General features: G+C 41.7%; 2 protein-coding genes and 2 pseudogenes. 2 read left to right on the plus strand and 2 right to left on the minus strand.

Going from position 1 to position 3,231, the window contains the following annotated elements; all coding sequences use genetic code 11:
• Positions 1 to 25 precede the first annotated feature (25 nt).
• A complete protein-coding gene (locus ABT56_RS20955) occupies positions 26 to 661 on the minus strand; it encodes a hypothetical protein (RefSeq protein ID WP_047880881.1) in 636 nt (211 codons plus the stop codon).
• Positions 662 to 1,115: 454 nt separating this feature from the next.
• Between ABT56_RS20955 and ABT56_RS20960 the strand changes: the two are divergent.
• Positions 1,116 to 1,301: pseudogene (locus ABT56_RS20960) on the plus strand (IS110 family transposase); the annotation flags it as partial.
• 260 nt (positions 1,302 to 1,561) lie between these two features.
• Here the strand turns inward: ABT56_RS20960 and ABT56_RS20965 are convergent.
• Positions 1,562 to 1,960, minus strand: coding sequence for a RipA family octameric membrane protein (locus tag ABT56_RS20965; protein WP_047880883.1), 399 nt, complete (start codon positions 1,958 to 1,960; stop codon positions 1,562 to 1,564).
• Between the two features lie 395 nt (positions 1,961 to 2,355).
• On the opposite strand from ABT56_RS20965, the pseudogene ABT56_RS20970 reads away from it, so the two are divergent.
• A pseudogene (locus ABT56_RS20970) lies at positions 2,356 to 3,231 on the plus strand (IS110 family RNA-guided transposase); the annotation flags it as partial.

A 3,231-nucleotide genomic window follows, 5' to 3' on the forward strand; every position in this document is an offset into this window, starting at 1 on the left:
AGGCTCATATGTGTTATAAAAGAGCTTACTGCGTATTTTGCAATTGGCTAGCTAACTGATCCGGATAGGCCGTTACAAGCTTCGTTTGTACATTTAGCTCTTCTAAGTTTGTTTTTATGCTATTGATAGTTCGAGGGATAAATTGACTTGAATCACCCATAATTCCTCGAACTAAATCCTGACCTAAATTGTCCAAGCCGCCCGATTCAATTTGAAATTGAGTATAAACATCTACATGATAACCATCTTTATATTGCCACAAGCATGTATAGAACTGGGTATTTTCTCCATAAGAAGACATCGAAGAATCAACAGCTTGAGCATATATTAATGCGCCTTCACAAGTCGGAATTTTAATGCCTCCAGCTAATGCTGACATTGCAGAATTTTTACCGAAGGGGTTAGTCAATTGGAACCGTGGGGCTTGTTCTGGAAGAGGGTATGGTGGTAAATCTTCCACAATTGTTACAGACGAAGTATTTGACTGTAAGGCTCTTTTTATAGCACTACTCATTTGAGTAGGGGTGACTCCATCTGTAACTTGTATGTCGTAGATCACATAGCTTTTCTTTGTTTCTTTTGTTTGAGTCATTGAGGTTGATTTACAACCAAACATAGCCAAAGCTGAAAGCAATGCAACCGCAACATTTTTATAGTTCATTATTTAATCCCTTAATAACAATTAGTTAGGAAGCCGCAATCCTATCAACTTCAAAACAAATGCGCAATCAATTGCACATTAAGTGTAATATGACTTTTATAACAGTGTATTAAACAGCATGCTCGCTTTCCCTAGCATAATACACGCTTAATTGCGTATGATTTTCTTATCAGTATCCATTTAAGTCAATAACTTGCATAAAATTATCGTTGCTTAATGGCTGTTTTCGCTTGGGTAAAGCGAGCATTTGAGGTCTCGTTATTAGCTGGTCAATGCTGGTCATTTTTAGCGAGTTATCGCTAGGCTTACCAAAAGGTGGAGTAGGGCTGGGGATTGATTTTGTTCGAAATAAAAAGCCGGACAGTGTCATGTCCGGCTTTGCTATGAGTGGATTTTCGTTGCTCAGTCGTTAGTGCTTAGTGTAAGTACACCAGCATTTCTACCTCATCCCCTTTCTGTGATTCACGGTGATCGGGCCGCCATTACCAATATCGGCAACAAGACCGATCGCCTCAGCCTATGTTGCAAAGGGCTTGTCGAGAGGAGCGGCCTAAAACGGGCGATTGTGGCACTCGCGGCCAAGAACGCCCGTATCTGGTCGCTACTGCGCAACGATACGGAATACCAAGTCGCTGTTTAATCACCAAGCGTAAGAGCAATACACCTTCACCGGGTCAATGCAATAGCCAATGATGAAATAGGGTTAAGACCACTTGCGGGAAAACCTGATATGCAGGCGGGCACTTCAGATGCCTTCTAACGAATGAGGAACCGCTACCGCGTAGTGTCATCAGGGTCATGGCAAATAAGCCAATAAACAGACCGAATTTAGAGCGGCAGTCCCAAACCGTATCTTATCGGCAGCTATTGTTGACAACCGGGGGAGTCCATGTAGCCCTGTTATATCATCGGTAGCTCAACCCCCCAAAATCTTGCCACTACCTTAATAAAAACAACTGTCCACGTAGTGATAAACAACAACATAATGATGGAATAAAGCGCACTTTGGCTTCCGTTTTGATGTTTGATGTTTGTGTGTTGAACCAATCCGAGTTCCGCTTCTAATTCTTTACAGCGAACGTATTTTTGATTACGTATACTTCTGAACTGACGAGCAAACAACCAAGAACATAAAATCAAAAACACCCCAATCAAACAAAACAGCAGTATGATTACTCCCAATTCGTTGTCAGTAATGTTATTTAGTACAAAACCAAGGAGTACCGAACTAACGCCCCAAGTTAACGTTGATACCGACCAAACTAAGTTATCATGATGTTCAGCAGAGTTTTGTGCCATCTCATATTCCAACAGCTTGTTCTCATTATTTACTCTCTTAAACCTTTTCAAAATCTCTTTCTCAAATAGATGATAGCCACGTTAAGTAGTGAGCAACGCTAACCACCTTACCTAATCCATTGTGCCGTAATCATTAAAGCCAAATCAAACCGCAAACGCCAAGCGTTGGGAATCTGCCTTAAACGCTTGTATGGATAATAAGCTTGTCATTTGGGTAATGTGAGACCTAAGCTTTAGCTGCAACTAAAGCTTCTTATGCGGTAGTTCGTTTGAACGCTGGCTCCTCTATCGAGAGACCGATAACAAACATGAACGCCGCATAGGACTCCAAGCATCAACCTCGAATAGTCGACTGGGTCTCGAATCCGCATTTCGCAAGCAAGAGTTAGCTTATTATGAATACAAGCACACATCAAAACATTCATGTCGGTGTTGATACAGGTAAGTCACAACTAGATATTTTTATTCGACCACTTGATATCTTTTTTACTGTTAACAACAACGAGAAAGGTATCAAGGAGGCCATCAAAACAATCAAACAACATGTCTCACAGCGTGTTGTTGTCGAAGCAACTGGACGTCTTGAAATGCCGTTCATCATTGCTTGTTCAGAAGCAAAACTTCCCTTTGTTATTGCCAACCCCATACATATAAAACGGTTCGCCGGAGCCATTGGTCAGTGAGCTAAAACAGGAAAATTAGATGCTAGACTCATTGCTTACTATAGCGAGGCCATTCAACCTAATCTGACGCAACTGAAACCTGAAAATATGCGTTTAATGAGTGATTTAGTAACTCGCAGTCATCAACTGCTGACCATGCAAACCATGGAGAAAAACCGATTACAATCACTTCCCAAACATATTGTGAGCACCATCAAACCTGTGCTCACGACCTTTAAAAATCAGATAGAAAAAACTGAGCAAAAAATCCTATCTCTTATTGAATCACGCCCTGAGTATCAAAACAAAAATCGTCTTCTGCAGAGCGTTCCCGGCATCGGAAAAGTCGCAGCTGCATCCATCATTAGCAACGTTCCTGAGCTTGGGTTTGTTAGCAACAAACAAGCCGCCGCACTGATTGGCGTTGCCCCTATCAATCGAGAAAGTGGACGTTATAAAGGCAAGCGAGTCATTCAGGGGGGACGATCACAAGTACGCACCGTACTCTACATGGCTATGATGTCTGCGATGCAATGTAACCCTGTTTTTAAAGCTACTTACCAGCGATTTTTAGATGCTGGTAAACCGAAAAAAAGTCGCCATTATTGC

It is taken from the genome of Photobacterium aquae, assembly GCF_001029445.1.
Classification (GTDB): Bacteria; Pseudomonadota; Gammaproteobacteria; order Enterobacterales; family Vibrionaceae; genus Photobacterium; species Photobacterium aquae.

What these genes read in the sequence shown, in the direction of transcription:
- ABT56_RS20955 (WP_047880881.1), bottom strand. Translation starts at nt 661, where the DNA reads ATGAACTATAAAAATGTTGCGGTTGCATTGCTTTCAGCTTTGGCTATG.
- ABT56_RS20965 (WP_047880883.1), bottom strand. Translation starts at nt 1,960, where the DNA reads ATGGCACAAAACTCTGCTGAACATCATGATAACTTAGTTTGGTCGGTA.